The organism is Streptomyces celluloflavus, from assembly GCA_000720995.1.
In the GTDB taxonomy this organism is placed as follows: domain Bacteria; phylum Actinomycetota; class Actinomycetes; order Streptomycetales; family Streptomycetaceae; genus Streptomyces; species Streptomyces celluloflavus.
In genome coordinates, this window is the sequence record JOEL01000013.1 from 280,169 (window position 1) to 302,590 (window position 22,422).

Consider the following 22,422-nt stretch of genomic DNA (forward strand, 5'->3'; position numbering starts at 1 on the left):
ATTCACGCTTCGCCGCGGCAACTGTGGTGCGGGGCGTTCGCGGAGGTCAACGGATCTCCACGCGATGTGCAGGAAGGTGCCACCGGCGGTGGCGCAAAGAAGCGACAAGAGGCGACAAAGGGCGACAGGTTGCCCGGGTCGGACAGGGAGAACGGCAGCCCCCTGCCATGTTTCTCCCCACCCGCCCCAATGTTCCCTCGCGGCCCGTTAGCGTCCCGTCAGCTCAGTCGGCGAGGACCCGGCAGCGATACCGGTAGCGAGGGAAGGGCGAAGTTTCATGGGGAATCCGCTCGGTCACTGTGCGCCCGTCCATGACGTCGTGGGAATCGGCTTCGGCCCGGCCAACCTGGCCCTGGCCATCGCGCTGGAGGAGCACAACGAGAGCGTGCCGCCCGACCGGGCGGTCACCGCGATGTTCCTGGAGCGGCAGCCGCGGTTCGGCTGGCACCGCGGCATGCTCATCGACGGCGCGACCATGCAGGTGTCCTTCCTCAAGGACCTCGCCACCCTGCGCAACCCCACCAGCCGCTTCGGCTTCGTGCCCTATCTGCACGACCGCGGCCGCCTCGTGGACTTCATCAACCACAAGATGCTCTACCCCACCCGGGAGGAGTTCCACGACTACCTGGAGTGGGCGGCCGCCGGCGTCGACCATCTGGTCGGGTACTCCTCCGAGGTGACCGAGATCCGCCGGGCCGGCGATCTGCTGGAGGTGGCGGTGCGCCGCCCCGACGGCACCGCCGTGCACCTCGCCCGCAATGTCGTCGTCGCCTGCGGACTGCGCCCCCGGCTTCCCGAGGGCGTCAAACCCTCCGAACACGTCTGGCACAGCAGCGAGTTGCTGCCCCGGCTCGCGGACGCCGGCCAGGACGGCGCCCGGCGGTTCGTGGTGGTCGGCGCGGGGCAGAGCGCGGCGGAGGCCGCCGAGTACCTGCACCGCACCTATCCCGCCGCGGAGGTGTGCGCGGTCTTCTCCCGCTACGGCTACAGCCCCGCCGACGACAGCCCGTACGCCAACCGCGTCTTCGACCCGGAGGCGGTCGACGTCTACTTCGGCGCGGACGAGGACGCCCGGCGGCAGCTGATGGCGTACCACCGCAACACCAACTACGCCGTGGTCGACCTCGAACTCATCGAGGACCTCTACCGCCGCGCCTACCAGGAGAAGGTCCACGGCCGCGAACGGCTGCGCGTCCTGGGCACGACCGAGGTGACCGAGGTGTCCGACGGCGCCGGCGGCGCGACGGTGCGCACCCGCTCGCTGACCACCGGGGCCGTGGACGAACTCACCGCCGACGCCGTAGTGTTCGCCACCGGCTACGAGGAGCAGGACCCCCTCCCGCTGCTCGGCGCGGTGGCCGCCGACTGCGCGCGGGACGCCGCGGGGCGGCTGCGGGTCGGCCGCGACTACCGGGTGGCGACCACCGCCCCCGCGGGGCCCGGCATCTACCTCCAGGGCGGCACCGAGCACACCCACGGCATCACCTCCTCGCTGCTGTCGATGGTGGCCGTACGGTCCGGCGAGATCCTCGGGTCGGTACTGGCCCGGCGCGCCCCCGCGCCCGCCGCCGAACGGCCCACCGTGGCCGGCGCCGGCCATGAGTGAGACCGGGGCCGACGCCGAGGTCGTGGTGGTCGGCGGCGGTGTGGTCGGCGCCGCGGTCTTCCACGAACTGGCCGCCCGCGGCGCCGCCGTCACCCTGGTCGAACAGGACCGCGGCGGGCTGGGCTCCACCGCCTGGAGCGGCGGCATCGTCCGCTGCTACCACGACGACCCGGAGCTGACCGACCGCGCCCTCACCGGCTGGCGCCACTTCCGGGAGTTCGCCGCGCACACCGGCGAGAGCGCCGCCTTCCACCCGTGCGGCTTCCTCTACCTGCCGCACCCCGACCGCGCCGGGGCCGCCCGGCGCGAGACCGCCCGGCTGTCGGCGCACGCGCCCGCGCGGTGGCTGACCGCGGAGGAAGTGGACAGCCGCTTCGGGCAGTTGCTCGCCGCCCCCGCCCGCGGCGGCGCCGTATGGGAGCCGGAGGCCGGCTGGCTGGACGCCACCGAGGTGACCCGCGGCTATCTGCGGGCCGGCCGACGCAAGGGCGGCACGGTGCTGGAGGGCGTCGCGGTGCACAGTCCGCTGCGCGGGGGCGACGGCCGCCTGCACGGCGTGCGGACCACCTCGGGCGCGGTCCGGGCCGCCACCGTGGTGCTGGCCGCCGGGGCCGCGACGCCCGGTCTGCTGACGTCCTGGGGGATCGAGCACGACCTGTGGGCCCAGGCCGTCCAGGTCGAACTGCGGCGCCCCGCCGCCCCGGTCACCGGCCAGCCCGCCTACACGGACGACGAGTTCGACGTCAACGGCCGCCCGGATCCCGACTCCGGCGGCATCTACCTGGGCCACCCGACCGGCCGCCGGGTGCCCGGCGCGGGCCGCGAACCCGTGGACGCCGCCCAGTCGCAGCTGGCCGCCGAGGCCGGGGCCCGGCGGTGGCGCTGGGTGCCCGGCAGCCAAAGCCTGGGCGGGCTGCGGGCCGCCGAGTGCTGGGCGCCGGACGGCGGCGGCCGGGTCGTCCGCCACCCGCGCGAGCCGGGCCTGCTGCTGGCCACCGGCTTCAACGGGGGCGGATTCAAGATGGCGCCCTGGGCGGCCGCCGAGACCGCCCGCCTGATCGGCATCGACGGCAACCACGCGCCGCCCCCGGCGCACGACACGAACGGAACCAGCCGATGAGTCTGCCCACAGCCAAGGACGTCAAGGGTGTTCTGCCGGTCGTCCTCATGCCCTACACCGACAGCGGCGAACTGCACGAGGACGACTTCCGCCGCCAGGCCGACCACATGTTCCGGGCCGGCTGCGACGGGTTCGTCGTCGGCCAGGTCTCGGAGGTCCTGCGGCTGACGCACACCGAGCGGCTGCGCGTCGCCGAGCTGTGCGCCAAGTCGGCCGACGGGCGCGGGGTGTCGGTGATGAGCACCGGTGCGGAGACCGCGGAGGCCGCGGTCGAGTACAGCCGGCACGCGCAGGACGTCGGCGTCGACGCGCTGCTCGTCATGCACCCGGCCACGATCGGCCTGGGCGAGGACGAGATGGTCGGCTACTACAGCCGCGTCATCGAGTCGGTCGACATCCCGGTGATCGTCCACCACGCCAAGAGCCTGGCCAAGCAGCCGCTGACCATCGGCGCCCAGGCCCGCCTGCTGGAGACGTACGGCGAGGAACGGGTGATGTTCAAGCCGGAGGCGCAGCCCACCCCGCCGCGGGTGAGCCAGCTGCGCGACGCCACCGGGGGCCGGGCCAGGGTCTTCGAGGGCGACGGCGGCATGATGCTCCTGGACTGCCACGGCCGGGGCCTGACCGGGACCATCCCCGCCACCGAGATCGCCGAGATCGTCGTGACGCTGTGGCGGCTGCTGGAGGCGGGCGACCGGGCGAACGCCGAACGCCTCGGCCACCCGCTGTCGTACCTCATGTGCCACATGATGAACAGCACCGACTACTACCTGTCGATCGCCAAGCGCTTCCTGAAGGAACGCGGCCTCATCACGACCACCTATGTCCGGGGTCCCAGCCGCCACGTCCTCGACGACGAGTCGTGGACCGAAGTGAACCGCACCTACCAGCACCTGCTCACCCTCGCGAAGGAGCTCGCTCGATGAAGAACTACGCCTTCACCATCCGTCTCCGGGACCAGGCCGCCGCCGACAAGTACATCGCCCTGCACCGGGAGGTGTGGCCGGAGATCGTCGGCCCCGGCGGCGCGCTGGACACCATCGGCGTCCGCAAGCTCCAGATCTTCTTCATCGAGCCGCTCACCCTCTTCATGTACGTCGAGGCCGAGGACCACTTCGAGCCGGTGCGCGACTTCCTGCGCGCCAACGACCTGGACCCCCGGGTCCAGGAGTGGGACGACATGATGCACGACGGCGGCGGCAGCCTCCTGGTGCGCCACCCGGGCAACGACGGCCGCCTCAACTGGGCCCCGATGCAGCGCGTCCACCACGTCGACTTCACCGACACCCTCCCGGACCTGGAGGACAAATGAGCACGCCCGCACCGCACGCACCGGCCGTCCGGGACCGGCTGACCGTCCTGGACTGCACGCTGCGGGACGGCGGTTACTACACCAACTGGGAGTTCGACGACGCCCTGGTCGAGGACTATCTGCGGGTCTGCGCCCACACCGGCATCGACATCGTGGAGCTCGGCTACGCCCGGTTCGACCCGGGCGGCCGCGGCCCCTACGGCAGGCTCCCGGCCGGGCTCACCCCCAACCTGCCCAAGGTCCTGCCCGACGGCCACGGACTGCGGTTCGCCGTGATGGTGGACGCGTCCGGCCTCGCGGGCGTCCCCGCCGCCGAGACCGGCCCCCGCCTCGCGGAGCTGCTGGCCACCGGCTCGCTCCCGGTCGACCTGGTACGTGTCGCGGTGCACCACAGCCGCGCCGCCGGCCTCGCCGCCGAGATCGCCTCGCTGCGCGCCGCGGGCTTCGGCGTCGGCCTCAACCTGATGCAGATCGACCTGGCCACCCCCGCCGAAGTCACCGCCCTGGTACGGACGGTGGCGGACCTGGGGCCGCTGGAGGCGGTGTACGTCGCCGATTCGCTCGGCTCGCTGCACGCCGCGCGCATCGCCGAACTCGTGGAGCTCTTCCGCACCGGGCAGGACGCCCCGGTCGGCATCCACGGCCACGACAACCAGGGGTTCGCGCTGCGCAACACCCTGGCCGCCGCCGAGGCCGGGGCCACCTGGCTCGACGCCACCGTCCTGGGCATGGGCCGCGGCGCGGGCAACGCCCGCACCGAGCAGTTGCTCGCCGCCCTCGGCACCGCCCCCGACACCCTCCAGCCGATGCTGGACCTGGTGGCCCGGCGGTTCGAACCGCTGCGGGACACCCACCGGTGGGGCGCCGGCGCCCTGTACGCGATCGCCGGGATGCGCCGCGTCCACCCGACGTACGTACAGCGGCTGGAGGAGAACGCGGAGCGGGACGTCGAGACCAAGCTGCGGGCCCTGCGCCACCTGGCCGGGCAGCACGCGACGTCGTTCACCCCGCAGGCACTGGAGGACGCGCTGCGCCATGCGTGTGCCTGAGACCGGCCCGGTCCCCCTGGAGGAGGCGCTGGCCGACCACACCGCGGTGGTGTTCGACCTGGACGGGGTGCTCGTCGACTCCAACGAGCTGAAGGTGGACTGCGTACGCGACGCGCTCGCGGTCTTCGGCCCGGAACTCGTCGATCCCTTCGTCGACGAGTTCCGCCGCACCTTCGGCCGGACCCGGCGGGAGCACTTCCTCGCCTTCCACCGCGACTACCTCGGCGGCCGCAACACCGGGCGCGACGAGGACTTTGAGCCGTTCTACGCGCGCTACGCCGGTGACTACGCCGCCCTGCTGGGCGAGCGGTACGCCAAGGCACCGCTGTGTGCGCACGCCGACCGGCTGGTGCCCGCCCTCGCCGCCCGCGGCGTACCGCTGTACGTGGCGACCGGCACGCTCACCCCGGAGGCCGAGCGGCTGCTGGGGTGGCACGGTCTGCTGGACGCCTTCCGCGGTGTGCTGGGCGGGGAGGAGCCCAAGGCGCGGCGGCTGTCCGGCGTGGTGGCCGGAACCGGCGCCGCGCCGCACCGGACGGTCCTGCTGGGCGACTCCCGGCAGGACCTGCTCGCCGCGGGGGCCGCCGGCACCGCCTTCGTCCTCGTCACCGGGTACGGCTTCTTCCCGCCCGGCGAGATCCTGGGCGGCCCCGGCGGACCGGCCGGCAAGGAGGTGGCGGTGGCGGCCGGATTGGATCCGCGCGGTTTGGTGACCGGGGCCGTCGTGGCGCAGGGTCCTGGGCAGGCAGGTCCGGTGAACGCCGAACCTCGGTCGGCGCCGTGAGCGGACCGGGCAGGTCCGGGCCCCGGTGCCCGGACCGCCCGGTACCGCGAGGGCCGGCCCGCCGCACCGGCCCGCTCCGCCCGGAGCCGGCCGCCCGAACCGGAAGGACGACGCAGCCTTGACGACCGACCGCACCGACCGCACCTCCCCGGTGGTCATCTCCGGCGTCAGCAGAGGACTGGGGGCCGCGCTGGCCCGCCGGTTCGCCGAACTGGGCCGGCCCGTCGCCGGCTGCGCCCGCGACCGGGCCGCGCTCGCCGCCCTGCGCGCGGACCTCGGCCCCGGCCACCTCGTCAGCGCGGTGGACGTCACCGACGCGGACGCGGTCGCCCGGTGGGCCGCCGAGGTCGGCGAACGCCTGGGCGCCCCCGGCATGGTGGTGGCCAACGCCGGGCACATCACCGCGCAGGCCCCCGTCTGGGAGGTGCCCCCGGCGGAGTTCGAGCACATGATGCGGGTCAACGTCGTGGGCGTGTACGCGATGGCCCGTGCCTTCCTGCCGCTCCTCGGCGACGGGGGCACGCTGGTCTCCGTCTCCTCCGGCTGGGGCCGCAATCCGCGCGGACTGCTCGCCGCCTACACCGCCGCCAAGTTCGCGGTGGAGGGGTTCACCCGGGCCGTCGCCCAGGAGACCGGCGCGCTGCGGCCGGGCGTGACGGCCGTCTCGCTCGACCCCGGCGGCGGGGTGGACACCGACATGCTCGCCACCTGCCTGCCGGATGAGCACAGCCAGTACGAAGGCCCCCGCGAGTGGGCGCTGCGGGCCGCGGACTACCTGCTGCACCATGTGCCCGCCGCGCCGAACGGCGCGGCACTCACCGTCCCGTCCGGCTGACGGCGCGCCCCGCCCGGACCGCGGCCGACCGGCCGCCCCAGCACAGGAGAAGCCCATGCCAGCACGCGGTACGGTCGCCCTCGTCGACGCGTACTCCTCGGCCCACCGGCTCGCACCGCTCTTCCGGGAGCGCGGCTACCGCTGTGTCCATGTGCGCAGCACCCCCGTCATCCCCGCGGTGTACGCCGGTTCGTTCGTCGCCGGTGACTTCGCGGCCGAGGTGGTGCACGACGGCGCCCTAGACGACACCGTGCGGCAGTTGCGCGCGCAGCGGCCGGTGGCGCTGCTGGCCGGGATCGAGAGCGGGGTGGAGCTCGCCGACGAGCTGAGCGAGGCGCTGGGACTGCGCACCAACGGCACCGCGCTGAGCGCGGCCCGGCGCGACAAGTTCCGGATGGCGGAGGCGGTCCGTGCCGCCGGGCTGCGCGCGGCCCGCCAGCTGCTCACCGCCGACGAGGACGAACTGCGTGCCTGGTACGAGGAGATGGCCCGGGAGCAGGGCTCCGCGGGGCGGGTGGTGGTCAAACCCGTCAAGAGCGCCGGCAACGACGGGGTGTTCTTCTGCGACAGCCCGGAGGAGGCCGGCGCCGCCTTCCGCGCGATCGTCGGCACCCGCAGCGCCCTGTCCCTGGAGAACGACGCGGTGCTGGCCCAGGAGTACCTGTGGGGCGGCGAGTTCTACGTCAACACGGTCAGCCTGGACGGTGTGCACCATGTCTGCGACGTGTGGAAGACCAGCCATCTCCACGCGAACGGCGTCCGCGACCTGCTGGACGGCGCCTGGCTGTTGGAGCGGCACGGCCCCGTCCAGGACCGGTTGGTGCGGTACGCGTGCGGGGTGCTGGACGCGCTGGGCATCCGCAACGGCCCGTCGCACACCGAGCTGAAGCTCACCCCCGACGGGCCGTGCCTGATCGAGACCGGTGCCCGGGTCTGCGGCGGGGACCTGCCGAACCTGGTGCGGCGGGCGGTGGGCGAGAGCCAGCTGGAGTGGACGGCCGACGCCTACACCGACCCCGAGCGCTTCCGGTCCCGGGCCCAGGCGCCCTACACCGTGCGGGAGTTCGTCTCCTCGCAGGCGGTGGTGGCGCCGCGTCCGGGCACGCTCCTGGGGTATCCGCGGCTGGACGAGGTCAAGGCGCTGGAGAGCTTCCACGAGGTGAAGATGGCGGTGGCCCCCGGTGAGCGCGTCCACCGGACCGTCAACGACTTCACCATCCCCCTGCTGATCAACCTCGCCCATCCGGTGCAGGACGTCGTGCTGCGCGATTTCGGCACCGTGCGCTACCTGGACGGGGAGGGCTTCTATGACCTCGCCTAGCCGGACCGGGCGGGCGGCGGGCGCGTTCCGGGCGGCGGCGTGGGGCGGGCCCCTCCTGGTGCTCGTCTACTGCCTCGCCAACGCGGTCAAGTCGGTGGTCGAGGGCGCGCTGGTGCAGCACATCAGCCCGGAGTTCTACGCCTTCAACACCTTCGCGGTCACCCAGCTCTTCTATCTGGCGCTCAACCGCGATCTGCGCGAACTGGCGGCCGCCGTACGCCGCTCATGGCGCGATGTCCTCGCGTACAACGTGACGACGACGCTGAGCTGGCTGGCCGTGCTGTACGCGCTCACGGTCTTCGAGCCGGTGGTGGCCAACTCCGTCATCGTGGGGCTGGTGCCCTGTCTGACGATCCTGCTCGGCGGTCTGCTGCGCCCCCAGGCGCGGCCCAGCCGGGTGGAGGTGCTGTCCTCCGTCGGCGTGCTGGCGGCCATGGCCTACCTCGCGGTGACCACCCTGGCCGGTTCGGCGGCCACCGGGTCGGTCTCGGCCGGCGGTTTCGCCCTCGGACTGGCCGCCTGCGCGCTGACCGCGGGCGCCGTGGCGGGCAACACCTTCTACACCAAGCGGCTGGGCGAGGCCGGGATGCGCGTGGGGCAGATGATGGCCTGCCGGTTCTGGCTGCTGCTGGTGTCCACGCTGGTCATCTTCCTGGTGCGGGGCACCGCGAGCCCGTACAGCGGGACGAACGTGGCGCTGTACCTCGGCCTCGGCCTCGGGGTGATCGGCACCCTCTACGTCCTCCAGGTGGGCATCACCCGCACCGAGCCGATGACCGTGTCGCTGCTGTTCGGCAGCAATCTGGTGATGACGTTCGCCCTCCAGTTCTTCGACCCCCGGCTGCACCAGTCCGGCCACACGCTGACCGGGGTGCTGCTGCTGACCGGCTTCATCCTCTGGGGCGCGCTGGCCCGGTCCCGGCCCCCGGCGGACCGGACGCCGGCCGGGGAACCAACCGGGGAACCGGCCGCGTCCGCACCGGCGGACGGGGCGCCACCGGGCGCCCGGACGCCCTGACCCGGCGGCGGATGGTGCGCCGCCGGGGGCCGTCAGCCGTCGCGCGGCAGCAGGCCCGCCTCGGCGGCGCGCACCCCCGCCTGGAACCGCGAGGTCGCGCCGAGCAGCGCCATGATGTCCGCGACGTGCCGGCGGTAGGTGCGCACCGACATCGCCAGTTCCCGGGCCGCCGTGTCGTCGCTGACGCCGTCCCGCAGCCGGACCAGCACCTTGCCGGCCACCTCGGGCCAGTTCCGCCGCCGCAGCCGCAGGTACTCCTCCACTCCCGTCGCCCCCTGCCAGACGGTGTCGAAGAGCGCGCGCAGGCTCGCCACCACGGACGGCGCGCGCACGACGGCGGCCGCGCCCGGACCGGGCTTGCCGGTCCGCAGCAGGGCGACCTCGCCGTCGGCGATGACGGCGGTCAGCGGGAGCAGCCGGGCCATCCGGACCTCGGGCCGCACCGTGTCACCGTCGTCCGAGAGCGCGGTCAGCAGGGCGCACTCCGACGACAGCGGCACCGCGCACCGCCATGACTGCGGGGTGCACAGGATGCGGGGTTCGGGGTGCGCGGTGTACGGCGGCAACGCCTGGCGCAGGGCCGCGATGACCGTGCCGTTCACCTGCGGGAGACCGGCCAGCAGCACCTCCACGCTGCTGACCGCCCGGGACATCAGCACCCCGGCCGTGGCGCCGAAGGCGTCGTGGTGCGGTTCCACGACGGTCACCTGCGCGTCGCTCGCGGTCTGGTCGCGCCGTCTGACGGCGAGCGCCGCCAGCAGTTCGCGCACCTCCATGAGCTCCCGCTCCATGTCCTTCGTCCCCGGCAGCACCCGTGCTCTCCTTCCTCACAGCAACCGTGACTCGACGGCGCGCACGCCGGCCTCGAAGCGGGTACGGGCGTCCAGGCAGCGCATGATCTCGGCGACATGGCGCCGGTAGGTCCGCAGCGAGACCGCCATCTCCCGGGCGGCGACCGCGTCGGTGACCCCCAGGCGCAGCCGCTGGAGCACCTGGCGCGCGATCTCGGTGTGCAGGTATCCGTCCAACTGGCGGCTGTCGGCCCATGGTTGCGCCGCGGCCCAGGCGCTGTCCACCAGACGGCCCAGGGACCGGACCGTGGCCTCGTCCTTGACCAGCAGGCCCTTCGCGCCATCGTCGTCCGCCGCCTCGGACCACACCAGAGCGGTCCGGCCGTCCACCACCACGGTCGGGGTGAGCCCGCAGCCGGCCGAGCGGACGCCGGCGCGTTCGGTGATCCGGGGCGGCAGCCACACGGGGAGGCGGCCCGCCACCAGCAGGCGGACGGTGAGCGGTGGCCGGTCCGCGGCGGTCGGGTGCCGCTCCAGCGCGTCCCGCAGCACCGTCAGGAGTTCCGGGCCGCCGGGGAGGGCCGCGGTGACCGTCCGGCGGGCGCCGCCCACCACATGGGCGACCAGTTCCTGCGGTGCGGCCAGGGCCCGTGCCGGCAGTGCGGTCAGCCGCTGGTCGGGCAGGGCACGTAACGCTGAGACGGCGGTGTCGACCAAGTCCCGGGTGTGCAGCAGGACTTGCTCGACCGGGTCGGCGTGGGGCGCCGCGGCCGGCTGCCGTAACGGACGGGCGGGCGGGGCCGGGAGCGGGCCCGCTTCCTCGTGTGTCAGAAACGCGCGCTCCCCGCTCACCGTCCCACCACCACCGGCCGCCCGGACGGGTGTTCCGAGGGGGATAAGTGGTCCTGGCGGGGGCCGGTGCCCTCGCCCGGCGACCGGTGTGCGAGCCGGCCGACGGCGGGTCCGGGTCGCCCCGGCGGGCCCGTCGGCCCCTCCGGCCTTCTTGCCACGAGAAACACCCCCGCACCCCGGTGCACCACGGCGTGGTGCTCGCCTGCCTCGTTCCGGCCCGGCACCCGGGCGACCGCGAAGCGGCCAACGAGTTGGTCCTCTTGAGCAATCGGTCGCAATATACCGCACATGCGTTCTGACTGGTGAGGGGTTGATCACCGACTGTCGCCCCGCCCCGGACCGGCCCGGGTCCGACGGCGGTCAGCCGTCATCCGCCGCCCACGGCACGCCACTTGACGGACTCCCGGGAGCGCCGCCGGACTTCAGGGCCTCCCCCGGTACAGCTCCTTCGCGATGACGGAGCGCTGCACCTCGGTGGCGCCTTCGTAGATCCGCGGGGCACGCACCTCGCGGTAGAGGTGCTCCAGCAGATGGCCGCGGTGCAGCGCGCGGGCACCGTGGATCTGGACGGCCGCGTCCACGACGTACTGCGCGGTCTCGGTCGCCAGCAGCTTGGCCATCGCCGCGCGGCGGACGATCTCCGGGTCCCCCATGTCGTACGCGGAGGCGGCCGCGTACACCAGCAGGCGGGCGGACTCGACGCGGGTGGCCATCTCGGCGAGCTGGTGGCCGACGGACTGGAGGTCCTTGAGCGGGCCGCCGAACGCCGTGCGCGCACCCGCGTACGTCAGCGCCGCGTCCAGCGCGGCCTGCGCCATACCGACCGCGAAGGCGCCCACGCTCGGCCGGAAGAGGTTCAGGGTGCGCATCGCGACCCCGAACCCGCGGTCCACCTCGCCGAGCACATCGGCGCGGGTCACCGGTACCCCGTCGAACTCCAGGGTGCCGATCGGGTGCGGGCTGAGCATGTCCACATGGCTGCCGGTCAGGCCCGGCCGCCCGGCGGGCACCAGGAACGCGGTGATGCCGCGGGCGCCGGGCGCGCCGCCGGTGCGGGCGAAGACGGTCGCGAAGTCGGCCTCGGGGGCGTTGGAGATCCAGCACTTCTCGCCGGTCAGCCGCCAGCCGTCCGGGCCGTCGGGCTCGGCGGCCAGGGCGAGCGCCGCGGCGTCCGAACCGGCGCCCGGCTCGCTCAGCGCGAAGGAGGCGACCGCGCGCCCGGCGGTCACCTCCGGCAGCCAGCGGGCCCGCTGCGCCGCGCTCCCGGACTGGACGATCGGGTAGGCGCCCAGCCCCTGGAGGGCCAGCGCGGTCTCGGCCTCGGTGCACTCCTGTGCGAGGGACTCCCGCAACAGGCAGAGATCGAGGGCGCGCAGCCCTCCTTCGGCGGGGAACATCCGCTCCAGCAGGCCGAGTTGGCCGAGGGCGGCGACCAGCGGACGGTTGACCCGGCCCGGTGTCCCGTCCGCCGCCAGGGGACGCAGCCGCTCGGCCGTCAGCGTGCGCAGCCGCGCACACCATTCCCGGTCGTCCTCTGCCAGCGCGAATGCGGTCACGAGGCGGCTCCCTGGTAGCGGTCCTCTGTCGCGTTCTGTTGCCTGTCGTCACGAACACGTTACGCCGGCGGCGGATCCGTACGGCAGTTCCCGGCCGGTTCCCGCACCGGCCGGGCCGGCTGCTCCGCCCGGTCCGGCCCTCTCTCGCACCGGCCTCCAGAGTCCCCCATCCCTTCCCCGGCCGCCCGTCGGCCACCTCGGCGCAAGGGGGCGCCTGTCCATGGAGCCACGGTCCTCGGCCCACACCGACACCTTCACCCGCGACCGGCTGCCGCCCCCCGGGCAGTGGCCGCGCCTCACGGATCTGGGCTATCCGGACCGGCTGAACTGCGGCACCGAGCTGCTGGACGCCACGATCGGGCGGCTGGGCCCCGACCGGCCCGCGATGCGCGACGCGAACGGCCCCGTGTGGACGTACGGGCAGCTGCGCGACCGGGTCGACGCGATCGCCCGCGCCCGCACCGACGACCTGGGGGTGCGGCCGGGCAACCGGGTGCTGCTGCGCGGCCCGACCACCCCGTGGCTGGCCGCCTGCTGGCCGGCGGTGATGAAGGCGGGCGCGGTCGCGGTGACCGTCCTGGCCGCGCACCGCCCGCCCGAGCTCGCCACGATCTGCCGGCTCGCACGGGTGCGGTACGCGCTGTGCGACGCCCGCTCCGTCGCGGACCTGGCGCGGGCCGGGGTCTTGGGGCTGCGGATCACGGTGTACGGCGGGGACGGGCCGGACGATCTGCGGCGGCTGGCCCGGCGCCGCACCGGGCCGTTCGAGGCCGTCGCGACGGCCGCCGACGATGTCGCGCTGATCGCCTTCACCTCTGGCACGACCGGCCGCCCCAAGGGCTGTATGCGCATGTGGTGCTGCGGGCCGGCGTCCCGCGGGGCGCGGCGACCGCCGCCGCGCTGCGCACCTTCACCAAGTCCGGGATCGCGCCGTACAAATGCCCGCGCGAGATCGTCTTCCACACCGCCCTGCCGCGCACCCCGACCGGCAAACTCCAGCGCTTCCGGCTGCGCCCCGGCGCCCTGGAGCGCGGCGGACCCGCTCTAGAGTGAGCCGGTGAACGACCGTCAGACGCAGCGCACCCCACGGTCCTTGATCGTCACGTTCTACGGCGCCTACGGGCGCGGCGGACCGGACGGCCCCGGCACGGCGGCCGGACCGGTGCCGGTCGCCGCCCTGATCCGGCTGCTCGGCGTGGTCGGTGTGACGCCGCCGTCGGTGCGTTCCGCCGTCTCCCGCCTCAAGCACCGCGGGCTGCTCGTCGCGGAGCGCACGCCCGCGGGGGCCGCCGCGTACGGTCTCTCCGACGCGGCCCGCCAGTTGCTGGCGGACGGCGACCGGCGGATCTACGGCCGCCCGGCCGCGCGGCTGTCCGACGGCTGGGTGCTGGCCGTCTTCTCCGTCCCCGAGGCGGAGCGGCACAAGCGCCATCTGCTGCGCTCGCGGCTGTCCCGGCTGGGCTTCGGCACCGCCGCGCCGGGCGTGTGGATCGCCCCCGCACACCTCTGCGAGGAGACCCGGCACACCCTGGAACGCCTTCAACTCGCCCCGTACGTCGATCTTTTCACGGGCCGTCATGCCGGTTTCGAGCCCACCGCGCGGTCGGTGGCGCGGTGGTGGGACCTGGACGCCATCGCCGCGCAGCACCGCGCCTTCCTCGCCACGCACGAGCCGGTCCTGCGCCGGTGGACGGGCCGGGGCAAGGTGCCGCCCGAGGCCGCGTACCACGACTATCTGCTGGCCCTGGACGCCTGGCGCCGCCTCCCCTACGCGGACCCCGGACTGCCCTCTCCCCTCCTGCCGGAGGACTGGCCGGGCGGCCGCGCGGCGGAGGTGTTCGGCCGGCTGCACACCACCCTGCGGGCGGCGGGCGCCCGTTACGTGCGCGACGAACCCGGCCGCGCCGCGGGCGCCGGCTGAGCCGCGGGCGCCTCAGCGGCGGCGCTGCTGCGGTGCGCCGGCGGCGGCCGGCCGGGGCCGGGCGGCGGCGATGACCGAGACCACGTCCTTGAACGAACCGCACATCCGGGTGCCGGCGACCGCGGCCAGCTCGCCGAAGGTGCCGATGCCGTACGTCACCGCGACCGGCTCCATGCGCGCGGTGACCGCCATCCGCATGTCCCCGACGGTGTCCCCCACGTACGCGCTCTCCCAGGGTGCGACCCCCAGCCGGCCGGCCGCCCGCAGCACCATCTCCGGGTGCGGTTTGCCCCGCCTGACCACGTCCTGCCCGATGACGGGACCAACCAGGTCGCGGATGCCCATGACGTCCAGCAGCGCCTCGGCGCTGCGGGTGGTCTTGGACGTGGCGACGGCCAGCTCGACGCCGTGGGCGCGCAGCGCGGAGAGTCCGGCCGTGACGCCGGGGAAGAGCAACTGCGGCCCCTGGCACAGGACCTCGTAGGAGAACAGCTCGCGGTAGCGGGAGATGGCGGCCTGCACCCGGCCGTCCTCCTCCGGCCTGCCCAGCAGCCGCCCGAAAGCCTGGCCGGGCGGGCGGCCGATGGCGGCGGCGGCCTGCCGCGCGGTCACCGAACAGCCCTGCTCCGAGGCCACCTTGACCAGCAGCTTGCTGATCGGGGGCAGAGTGTTGGCGAGGGTGCCGTCGAGGTCGAAGACCGCGGCCCTGATCGTCTCGCCGCCGGCGCCGCGCACGCCTCGTGCAGGACGCTCGCCGACTTCCGCTGATACGCGCATGACTGGAGACCTTTCCGGGTTCCGAATGGATGCAGTGGCTCTGGTGACGTGGCCGGCTCGGCTGGTTTCGGGCGGCTGGGCGGTCGACGGCAGACGGGGGCAGAGGCGGTCTCGCCAGGGCGCACTGCTGTCCAAGAGCGGCGCGCGACCGTCAAGGCGACTTCACGGAAGGGATCGTCCCGTTTGCCGCCTCCGCAGATTTAAAAACCGCCTGCGCTGTTTGTCAATGTGCCGTTGCCACACCGTCCCGAGTGGACCGCACCGCCCCACAGCCCTTGTCCGACCGTGCCGATCCCGGCCTGTTACACCTATCGGCGGCCGATCCGACGGACGATCACTTCACGACAGGTGGACGGGCATCCGGCCATCTCGACGCAGAATAGCGAACCGCATGGTTGGTTTTCTATGTACACTCAGCTCGCAGCCGTACCAGAGAGCAGCCGCACTAGAGACGGGACGGACACCGTGCCCACGCAGCATCGCGCCATCCAGAGCCGCCAGGCGCTCATCCGCTCGGCCGCCGAGACCTTCCTGGAAAAGGGCGTGCCCGCCTCGGGCATGGTCGAAATCAGCCGGCGGGCCCGCCTGAGCAAAGGGGCGCTCTACTTCCACTTCACGTCCAAGGACGACCTGACGCTCGCGGTGCGCGACGCCGCGCTCGGCACGCTCCGGGGCGTCGAGGACGCCTTCGCCCGCTCCCCGCAGCCGCTGGCGACCGCCGTTCAGGACTTCGCGGTCGCGCTGTTCGACCAGGTGGAATCCGACGCGGTGCTGCGCGCGGGGCTGCGGCTGCGGCCGGAGACCGCGCCCGGACTCGACATCTACGCCCTGGAGCAGCGCTGGTACGCGCTCTTCCTCGACAAGGCGATGACCTGCGAGCCCGGGGAGCGCCTCGGGCCGGACGGGCAGCAGCGCCCGGACAGTGAACCGCGGCGCACCGCACAGCTGTTGACCTCGGTCGTGGTGGGTCTGCTGCACCTCGGCGGCGAGGACCGGTCGTGGTGGGACAAGGAGGCCGTCGTCGGCCTGTGGGCGCTGCTGTCGGGGATGTCCGGCCGGGAGGCGGCGGCCGGCATCCCGGCGCCGGCCCAGATCCCGGCCGGCTGACCCGGCCCGGCAGGGCGGCCGCACCGCGAACCCCGCGGCACCGCCCGACCGTCCGTGCGTCAGATCTCGACCAGCACCGCCCCGATGTGCCGTCCCTGCGTCAGCTCGCACAGGGCCCGAGGCGCCTGCTCGATCCCCCGCAGCATGGCGTGCGGGAAGACCAGCGAGCCGTCCCGCAGGCCCTGCCCGAACTCCTTCGTCCACTCGGCGGGCAGATCCGGGTGGGCATGCAGTCCGAAACCACGCAGCGCGACCCGGCGGGTGATGATCAGCCCCGCGTCCAGCCCGATCACGGAGGAGGCACCGCCGTCCCCGCCCAACTGAGTGGAGAGCGCGCCGACCAGTGCGAACCTCGCATCGGCGCGGGCCACCGTGAGCGCCGCCGCGAGCTGTTCGCCGGCCACGGTGTCCAGCACGACATCGATGCCGTCGGGGGCCGCCCGGCGCAGCTGTTCCGCGATCGGCCCCGCGCCGCGTACGACCGTGTCGTCATATCCCAGCTCGGCCCGCAACCGGGCGGCCTTGTGCGCGGATCCGGTGCTGCCCACGACCCGGCCCGCGCCCAGCCGCCGGGCGATCTGGCCGGCCAGGCTGCCCACCCCGCCGGCCGCGCCGGTGACGAACACGGTGTCCCCGGGCCGGACCTCGGCCACCCGGCGCAGCGCACCCCAGGCGGTCGCGCCCTGCGACAGATGCGCCGCGGGCGACGGCAGCGCGGATGGGTCGAGCCGCCTCAGCCGCGCCTCCTCGACGGCAGCGAATTCCCGCCAGCCATACGGATGCTCGACGAGCTCGCCGGGTGCGAAGCCGCCGTCCGGCGCCGCCACGACCTCGCCGACCGCCGCGCCCCACAGTGCCCGGCCCGGTTCGAAGGACGGCATCGGCAGCCGGACGCCGGTCATCCGCGTACGCATCGCCGCGGTCACCGCCATCAGGCGGGTGCGCACCAGCACCTGACCGGGCCCCGGCTCGGGCACCGGTACCTCGGCGACGGTGAAGTGACCGCCGGTCAACTCGCCCTGGACGTGGTGGGCAAGGCGTACCTCCCGGTGCATGGCGGGGACGGCGACGGGGGACATCGGGCAGCTCCTATCACACTCGGTGGCGAAGCGCAGGATCACGCCACCGGACACTCGCTTGGTTGAATACCGCATGGTTGGCTTCTTTATGATGCGGAAACCGAATCCGCGGCCACCAGCAGCGGGTCATACGGACACAACAACTCCAAGAAACCATACGGAGGACGATCGGTGGCCAAGCAGGAACGCGCAGTGCGCACGCGACGTGCCGTCATCGAAGCAGCAGCCCACGTCATCGGCACACGCGGGTACCAGGCCGCCACGATGGCAGAGATCATCCAACGTGCCGGGGTCACCAAGGGTGCCGTCTATTTCCACTTCACGTCCAAGGACGCCCTCGCCCGCGCCGTCATCAAGGAGCAGACCGAGCCGTTCCTCCCGCCGGTCAGCGAGTCCCGGTTACAGGACGCGATCGACTTCACCCACCAGGTGGCGCAAGGGCTCCGTACCGATCCGCTGTTGCAGGCGGGCACCCGGATCGCGGTGGAGACGACGTTCAGCGACGATCCGCTGGTCCCGTACCAGGCATGGACCGACATCATCACGAACCTGTTCAGCGAGGCCCGGGAGAACGGGGAGCTGCTGCCGGCGGTCGTGCCGGAGCGGGCGGCCGAGTTCTTCGTCTCCGCCTATATGGGGGTGCAGTTGTTCTCGCGGGCGGCGACGGATCGCGCCGATCTGCCGGAGCGCGTCACCACCCTGTGGCGGCACACCTTGCCGGGTCTGGCCTCGCCCGGTGCGCTCAGCCATCTCGACCCGCACGGCCGCAGTATCGAGATCGCCGTCTGACCTGGCCGTCCACAGTCCCTCCGGCGGAAGAACGGTCCGCGCGCAGCTAGAAAACAGACCGTGTGGTTTGTATCTTGGTGCGCGGGCCGACACCGAGGTCCAGCCCGCCAGGGCGCCGAGAGCCCGCCCATCAGAAAGGGACTCCATGGCCAGCGCAACCCTCACCTCGCACCCCCGTACCCGCGACGGCGACGACGCGAGCAGGCCCGCCGACGAAGGCCGGTCGCCGGCACTCACCACGACCGTGCCCCGTGAGTACGTCCACCGCACCGCCGTGTCCGAGGTGTTCCTGACCGACTGGCGGCACGACGGCGCGGACAGCTGGGTGGTGAACGCCCAGTGGCCGCGGGCGCACAGCTTCTACGGCCCGGTGAACGGGCTGCACGATCCGGTGATGCTGGTCGAGACCATGCGGCAGGCCGGGATATTGCTCAGCCATGTGGCGCACTGCGTACCGCTCGACCACCCGATCATCTGGCAGCAGGTCGGCTACCACCTCGACCCCGAGGCGCTGCGCGCGGCCGAGGCGCCGGCCGAGGTGCAGCTGCATGTCACCGACCACAACCTGGTCCGGCGCGGCAAGCGGCTGGTCAGCGCCCGCCAGGTGTTCCGCATCGTGTGCGACGGCGCCGAGCTGGGCACCGCGATGCTCGACTTCTCCTGCCACAGCCCGGCCGTCTACCGCCGGCTGCGCGGCGAGTACAGCGATCTGGCGCTCGCCAACGCCCGGCGCCTGCCGCTGCCGGACGCCGTCGCCCCGCAGTTGGTCGGCCGGGAGCGCGCCCGCGATGTGGTGCTCTCCCCCACCGACGACGCGGACCGCTGGCAGCTGCGGGTGGACACCTCGCATCCGGTGCTCTTCGACCACCCCGTGGACCACACCCCCGGCATGCTGATGATCGAGGCCGCCCGGCAGGCCGCGCAGGCGGCGACGGACGGCGGCACGCTGCCCGTCACGATGGAGTGCTCCTTCGAGCGGTACGCCGAGCTGGACACGCCGAGCTGGGTGCGGGCGCACACCACGGGCCGTGACGAGGACGGCCGGGAGCAGGTCGAGGTCGGTATCGAGCAGCGTGGCGTACCGGTGCTCGCGGCGCGGGTCACCAGCGTGCCGACACCCTGACGGACCCGCCGCCCGCCCCTGAACGGCCCCGCCCCGCTGCTCCCGGCCTCCCCGTCACCGCAGCGTGAGGCGGGGTTTCGGTGCGTCGGTGCGTCCGGCGGGCGGTCTGCGGCTGCCCGCCCGGTAGGGCAGCGGCCAGGGGGCGCCGGGTCCCGTATAGCCCTGTTCCGCGGCCGCGTGCAGCGTCCAGTGCGGGTCGTACAGATGCGGCCGGGCCAGTGCGCACAGGTCCGCGCGCCCGGCCAGCACCAGGGAGTTGACGTCGTCCCAGGAGGAGATGGCGCCGACCGCGATGACGGGCACGCCCAGGGTGTTGCGGATGCGGTCGGCGAACGGCGTCTGGTACGAGCGGCCGGTCTCGGGGTGCTCGTCGGCGACGACCTGCCCGGTGGAGACGTCGATGGCGTCGGCGCCGTGTGCCGCGAAGGCCGCGGCGATGGCCACCGCGTCCTCGGCGGTGGTGCCTCCCTCGGCCCAGTCGGTCGCGGAGATCCGGACCGTCATCGGGCGGCCGGCCGGCCAGCGGGCACGGACCGCGTCGAAGACCTCCAAGGGGTAGCGGAGCCGGGCGGCCAGGCCGCCGCCGTAGGCGTCGGTGCGGTGGTTGGTGAGCGGCGAGAGGAAGCCGGAGAGCAGATAGCCGTGTGCGCAGTGCAGTTCGAGCAGATCGAATCCGGCGCGGGCGGCGGACTCCGCCGACCGTACGAACTGCTCGCGTATCAAGGTGAGTTCGGGCCCGCTCAGGGCGTGCGGAACCTGGTTGACGCCGCTGCGGTAGGACAGCGCGGAGGGCGCCACGACGGGCCAGTTGCCCGCCGGGAGCGGCTGGTCGATGCCGTCCCACATCAGCCGGGTGGAGCCCTTGCGGCCTGAGTGGCCGAGCTGCACGCCGATGGCGGCGCCGGGGGCGTCGGTGTGCACGAAGTCGGTGACCCGGCGCCAGGCGTGCTCGTGGCCGGGGGTGTACAGGCCCGTGCAGCCCGGGGTGATGCGGCCCCGGGGGCTGACGCACACCATTTCCGTCATCACCAGACCGGCCCCGCCCAGCGCGCGGGCCCCGAGGTGGACGAGGTGGAAGTCGCCGGGGGTGCCGTCGCCGTCCACCGCGGAGTACATGTCCATCGGGGAGACCACGACCCGGTTGCGCAGTGTCAGCCCGCCGAGCCGGAACGGCGTGAACATCGGCGGGGTACCGGCCGGGACGCCGGCCTCCTCGGCCACCGACGCGACGAACCCCGCGTCGCGCAGCCGGAGGTTGTCGTGGGTGACGCGGCGGCTTCGGGTGAGCAGGTTGAAGGCGAACTGGCGGGGCGGCTGGCCGGCGTAGACCGCCAGATCCTCGAACCAGGTGAGGCTGGCGCGGGCGGCGCGCTGGAGCGAGGCGACGACCGGGCGGCGCTCGGCCTCGTACGCGGCCAGCGCGTCGGGCGGTGCGGGGTGCTCCGTCAGGCACGCGGCGAGCGCCAGGGCGTCCTCGACGGCGAGTTTGGTGCCCGAGCCGATGGAGAAGTGCGCGGTGTGCGCGGCGTCGCCGAGCAGCACGATCCGGCCGTGCGACCAGTGCTCGTTGACGACCGTACGGAAGGCGGTCCAGGCGGAGCGGTTGGAGCGCAGCGGGTGGCCGCGCAGGGTGGGCGCGAACAGCTCGGCGCACCACCGGGCCGAGGCCCGCTCGTCGAGGCGGTCCAGGCCGGCCCGCCGCCAGACCTCCTCGCGCATCTCGACGATGACGGTGCTGGCACCGGGACCGTGCGCCGGGCGGGCGTAGGGGTAACCGTGCAGCTGGACGATGCCGTGGCCGGTCTCGGCGGTCTCGAAGCGGAACGCGCCGAAGGCGAAGTCGGCGGAGAGCCAGATGTAGCGGCAGCGGTGGGTGGTCAACCGGGGGTGGAAGACCTCGGCGTGCGCGGTGCGGGTGGTGCTGTGCACCCCGTCGGCGGCGATCACCAGGTCGTGGTCGGCGGCCAGTTCGGCGGCGGGCGGCGCGGCGGTGCGGAAGATCAGCCGGACGCCCAGCGCACGGCAGCGCTCGTGCAGGAGCTCCAGCAGCCGGCGGCGGCCGAGCGCGGCGAAGGCGTGGCCGCCGGAGGTCAGGGTGCGGCCGCGGTGCACGATGTCGATGTCGTCCCAGCGGACGAGTTCCGCCTGCAGCGCGCGGTGCACGACCGGGTCGGCGCTCTCGATGCCGCCGAGGGTCTCGTCGGACAGGACGACGCCGAAGCCGAAGGTGTCGTCCGGGGCGTTGCGCTCCCAGAGGGTGATCTCCCGGTCCGGGTCGAGGCGTTTGAGGAGGGCCGCGGCGTAGAGCCCGCCGGGGCCGCCGCCCAGGATGGCGATCTTCCGTACGGGCTCCGCCACCCCGGACATCTATTTCCCCTGCCACTCGGGCGGGCGCCGCTCGGTGAAGGCGGCGTGGAACTCGGCGTAGTCGGCGCTGTTCATCAGCAGCGCCTGGGTGGCGGCGTCCAGTTCGACTGCGGCGGCCAGCGGCATGTCGAGTTCGGCGGTGAGCAGCGCCTTGGTCTGGGCGTGCGCGAGCGCGGGGCCCTCGGCGAGCCGCCGGGCGAGCGCCGCGGCCGCCTCGTCGGCCCGCCCCTCCTCGGTCAACTCGCTGATCAGGCCGAGCCGTTCGGCTTCCGGTGCGCGCACCGGTTCGCCGAGCATCAGCAGCCGGGTGGCGTGGCCGAGGCCGATGACGCGGGGCAGCAGATAGGCCGCGCCCATGTCGCCGCCGGACAGCCCGACCCGGGTGAAGAGGAAGGCGAAGCGCGCCGAGGGGTCGGCGACCCGGAAGTCGGCGGCCAGCGCGAGTACCGCACCGGCGCCCGCCGCGACGCCGTGCACGGCCGCGATCACCGGGAAGGGGCACTCCCGCAGCGCCCGCACGACCTGGCCGGTCATCCGGTTGAAGTCCAGCAGCTGGCCGGTGTCCAGCTCCAGCGTGGCGCCGATGATCTCCTCGACGTCACCGCCGGAACAGAAGCCGCGGCCCTCCCCGCCGAGCACCAGGGCGCGTACCGAGCGCTCCCGGCTCAGCTCCGCGAGCAGGTCGCGGAGGTCGGCGTACGCCTCGAAGGTCAGCGCGTTGAGTTTCTCCGGCCGCGCGAGGGTGACGGTGGCGACGCCGTCGTCCCTGGTCACGCGGATGTGTTGCCATGCGCCGGTGGTGCGAGCGGATCCTGCGAACGGGCTCATGGGCGGTCTGCCCCCTTCAGCCGGACGGCTGGTGCCTGCGTCTGCGTGCGGTCCCTTGCGGTCCCTTGTGCCTGTCTGCTCTGCGCACGTGCCTGCTCTTCGAAGTTATCACCGCTTTGTGACTGTCGTCATGAGCACGCGATACGAGAACGGGGGCGGGGACGGGCCGCGGCGGGGGTGGTGGGGC

Annotated in this window: 21 protein-coding genes and 1 pseudogene; 15 read left to right on the top strand and 7 right to left on the bottom strand. The window is 73.7% G+C overall.

All coding sequences use genetic code 11. The annotated features are described in order from the left end of the window. Positions 1-277: 277 nt before the first annotated feature. The 9 genes from IH09_RS15255 to IH09_RS15295 all read left to right on the top strand — a co-directional run bounded on the left by IH09_RS15255 (position 278) and on the right by IH09_RS15295 (position 9,045). Positions 278-1,606 (top strand): lysine N(6)-hydroxylase/L-ornithine N(5)-oxygenase family protein, encoded by a 1,329-nt coding sequence (locus tag IH09_RS15255; protein WP_052856771.1) that lies wholly within the window; start codon positions 278-280, stop codon positions 1,604-1,606. Further along, entirely contained in the window at positions 1,599-2,726 is a 1,128-nt protein-coding gene (locus tag IH09_RS15260; protein WP_052856772.1) for an NAD(P)/FAD-dependent oxidoreductase, read from the top strand. Before IH09_RS15255 ends, IH09_RS15260 begins: the two co-directional genes overlap by 8 nt. Then, positions 2,723-3,652, top strand: coding sequence for a dihydrodipicolinate synthase family protein (locus tag IH09_RS15265; RefSeq protein ID WP_052856773.1), 930 nt, complete (start codon positions 2,723-2,725; stop codon positions 3,650-3,652). The genes IH09_RS15260 and IH09_RS15265 overlap by 4 nt, the downstream gene beginning before the upstream one ends. Next, entirely contained in the window at positions 3,649-4,038 is a 390-nt protein-coding gene (locus IH09_RS15270; RefSeq protein ID WP_052856774.1) for an L-rhamnose mutarotase, read from the top strand. Before IH09_RS15265 ends, IH09_RS15270 begins: the two co-directional genes overlap by 4 nt. Further along, entirely contained in the window at positions 4,035-5,087 is a 1,053-nt protein-coding gene (locus tag IH09_RS15275) for a beta/alpha barrel domain-containing protein (RefSeq protein WP_052856775.1), read from the top strand. The genes IH09_RS15270 and IH09_RS15275 overlap by 4 nt, the downstream gene beginning before the upstream one ends. Then, complete coding sequence (locus tag IH09_RS15280; protein ID WP_052856776.1) at positions 5,074-5,871, top strand: HAD family hydrolase; 798 nt, start codon at positions 5,074-5,076, stop codon at positions 5,869-5,871. The genes IH09_RS15275 and IH09_RS15280 overlap by 14 nt, the downstream gene beginning before the upstream one ends. Positions 5,872-5,989: 118 nt before the next feature. Next, positions 5,990-6,706, top strand: coding sequence for an SDR family oxidoreductase (locus IH09_RS15285; protein ID WP_190233299.1), 717 nt, complete (start codon positions 5,990-5,992; stop codon positions 6,704-6,706). 55 nt (positions 6,707-6,761) lie between these two features. Continuing rightward, complete coding sequence (locus IH09_RS15290) at positions 6,762-8,027, top strand: ATP-grasp domain-containing protein (protein ID WP_052856777.1); 1,266 nt, start codon at positions 6,762-6,764, stop codon at positions 8,025-8,027. Then, positions 8,014-9,045: a hypothetical protein gene (locus tag IH09_RS15295; RefSeq protein ID WP_052856778.1), complete on the top strand. Its 1,032-nt coding sequence runs from the start codon at positions 8,014-8,016 to the stop codon at positions 9,043-9,045. The genes IH09_RS15290 and IH09_RS15295 overlap by 14 nt, the downstream gene beginning before the upstream one ends. Positions 9,046-9,077: 32 nt before the next feature. On the opposite strand, the gene IH09_RS15300 is transcribed toward IH09_RS15295, so the two are convergent. From IH09_RS15300 to IH09_RS15310, 3 genes are all read right to left on the bottom strand, one after another. Continuing rightward, the gene (locus tag IH09_RS15300) at positions 9,078-9,857 is read right to left on the bottom strand and encodes a helix-turn-helix domain-containing protein (RefSeq protein ID WP_052856779.1); all 780 of its coding nucleotides are present in this window, start codon (positions 9,855-9,857) and stop codon (positions 9,078-9,080) included. A 15-nt stretch (positions 9,858-9,872) separates the two neighbouring features. Continuing rightward, positions 9,873-10,688 (bottom strand): helix-turn-helix domain-containing protein, encoded by an 816-nt coding sequence (locus IH09_RS15305; RefSeq protein ID WP_052856780.1) that lies wholly within the window; start codon positions 10,686-10,688, stop codon positions 9,873-9,875. Between the two features lie 422 nt (positions 10,689-11,110). Next, positions 11,111-12,244, bottom strand: coding sequence for an acyl-CoA dehydrogenase family protein (locus IH09_RS15310; RefSeq protein WP_052856781.1), 1,134 nt, complete (start codon positions 12,242-12,244; stop codon positions 11,111-11,113). Between the two features lie 220 nt (positions 12,245-12,464). Here IH09_RS15310 and IH09_RS15315 point away from each other — a divergent pair. The 3 genes and pseudogenes from IH09_RS15315 to IH09_RS15320 all read left to right on the top strand — a co-directional run. After that, positions 12,465-13,091: pseudogene (locus tag IH09_RS15315) on the top strand (AMP-binding protein); the annotation flags it as partial. An 8-nt stretch (positions 13,092-13,099) separates the two neighbouring features. Next, a complete protein-coding gene (locus tag IH09_RS40655) occupies positions 13,100-13,297 on the top strand; it encodes an AMP-binding enzyme (RefSeq protein WP_172450645.1) in 198 nt (65 codons plus the stop codon). Between the two features lie 4 nt (positions 13,298-13,301). Beyond that, entirely contained in the window at positions 13,302-14,165 is an 864-nt protein-coding gene (locus tag IH09_RS15320; protein WP_052856782.1) for a PaaX family transcriptional regulator C-terminal domain-containing protein, read from the top strand. Positions 14,166-14,177: 12 nt separating this feature from the next. On the opposite strand, the gene IH09_RS15325 is transcribed toward IH09_RS15320, so the two are convergent. Then, complete coding sequence (locus tag IH09_RS15325) at positions 14,178-14,942, bottom strand: HAD family hydrolase (RefSeq protein WP_052856783.1); 765 nt, start codon at positions 14,940-14,942, stop codon at positions 14,178-14,180. A 465-nt stretch (positions 14,943-15,407) separates the two neighbouring features. Here IH09_RS15325 and IH09_RS15330 point away from each other — a divergent pair, with 465 nt between their 5' ends. Continuing rightward, positions 15,408-16,049 (top strand): TetR/AcrR family transcriptional regulator, encoded by a 642-nt coding sequence (locus IH09_RS15330; protein WP_052856784.1) that lies wholly within the window; start codon positions 15,408-15,410, stop codon positions 16,047-16,049. A 59-nt stretch (positions 16,050-16,108) separates the two neighbouring features. Here IH09_RS15330 and IH09_RS15335 read toward each other — a convergent pair whose 3' ends face one another. Beyond that, positions 16,109-17,128 (bottom strand): MDR family NADP-dependent oxidoreductase, encoded by a 1,020-nt coding sequence (locus tag IH09_RS15335; RefSeq protein ID WP_052856785.1) that lies wholly within the window; start codon positions 17,126-17,128, stop codon positions 16,109-16,111. 192 nt (positions 17,129-17,320) lie between these two features. On the opposite strand from IH09_RS15335, the gene IH09_RS15340 reads away from it, so the two are divergent. Continuing rightward, a complete protein-coding gene (locus tag IH09_RS15340) occupies positions 17,321-17,917 on the top strand; it encodes a ScbR family autoregulator-binding transcription factor (RefSeq protein ID WP_242640807.1) in 597 nt (198 codons plus the stop codon). Between the two features lie 145 nt (positions 17,918-18,062). Further along, positions 18,063-19,040 carry a ScbA/BarX family gamma-butyrolactone biosynthesis protein gene (locus IH09_RS15345; protein ID WP_052856787.1) on the top strand — a complete coding sequence of 326 codons (978 nt, stop codon included), beginning with the start codon at positions 18,063-18,065 and terminating at the stop codon, positions 19,038-19,040. 54 nt (positions 19,041-19,094) lie between these two features. On the opposite strand, the gene IH09_RS15350 is transcribed toward IH09_RS15345, so the two are convergent. After that, entirely contained in the window at positions 19,095-21,407 is a 2,313-nt protein-coding gene (locus IH09_RS15350) for a bifunctional salicylyl-CoA 5-hydroxylase/oxidoreductase (protein ID WP_052856788.1), read from the bottom strand. Further along, complete coding sequence (locus tag IH09_RS15355) at positions 21,408-22,235, bottom strand: enoyl-CoA hydratase family protein (protein WP_052856789.1); 828 nt, start codon at positions 22,233-22,235, stop codon at positions 21,408-21,410. Positions 22,236-22,422 lie beyond the last annotated feature (187 nt).